The 659-nt window shown below is 32.2% G+C and carries 1 protein-coding gene; it reads left to right on the top strand.

Annotated features, from left to right (window positions below):
• Positions 1-212: 212 nt before the first annotated feature.
• The gene (locus CD122_RS11675) at positions 213-614 is read left to right on the top strand and encodes a lactococcin 972 family bacteriocin (RefSeq protein WP_103359050.1); all 402 of its coding nucleotides are present in this window, start codon (positions 213-215) and stop codon (positions 612-614) included.
• Positions 615-659 lie beyond the last annotated feature (45 nt).

Below are 659 nucleotides of genomic sequence, written 5' to 3' on the forward strand. Positions count from 1 at the left end.
AAGTAATTATTTACAATCGAAATTAGTTGGAAATGCGTCATAAAAACATTTATTAAAGAAATGAGTCATAAAAAATGTTAGTTATCTAATAGTTGGATAAATAGACACTATTAATAAAAGTTGAAACTAAATTAATATTGATATACAATATCGTCAGAAAGTTCTTTCTTTACTGACAATTGTCATAGTCCAAAAACGAAAGGAAAATGACCATGAGCAAAACAATTATTCTATCGTCACTTTTAGCACTAGGTATTTCAGGCATTGGAGGTATCGCGAGCGCAGATGAAGGGATCATCAATGGTGGTTCAGAGAATGTAAACAACTATAATGGTTTGGTACGATCAGAAGTTTCAGAGCAAAACGTCACAAAAGATGGTACAACATTGAAATCAATCGAAACAGGACCAATCAGCGGAGGATATTGGATTCGTGGTACTAATAGCTATTATGTCATTTCTAAATACAAACACTATAAGAGATCTGGAAAAGCATCGGTAGTGAATAAATATGGTGAATTTCGAAACGGCGGCTGGAAAAGACCAGATGTTTTTTCAAGTGCAAAAGTGAGAAAAACATTTGGAGGCAATAAAGCTTACTATAACCATAAATAACAGCATATATTAGTAAGTATTTAACAAATTAGATGTCATGAATAG

Origin of the sequence: Staphylococcus rostri, assembly GCF_002902145.1 — a bacterium.
Lineage (GTDB): Bacteria > Bacillota > Bacilli > Staphylococcales > Staphylococcaceae > Staphylococcus > Staphylococcus rostri.

Coding starts and splice junctions, on each gene's coding strand:
- CD122_RS11675 (WP_103359050.1), top strand. CDS start 213: ATGAGCAAAACAATTATTCTATCGTCACTTTTAGCACTAGGTATTTCA.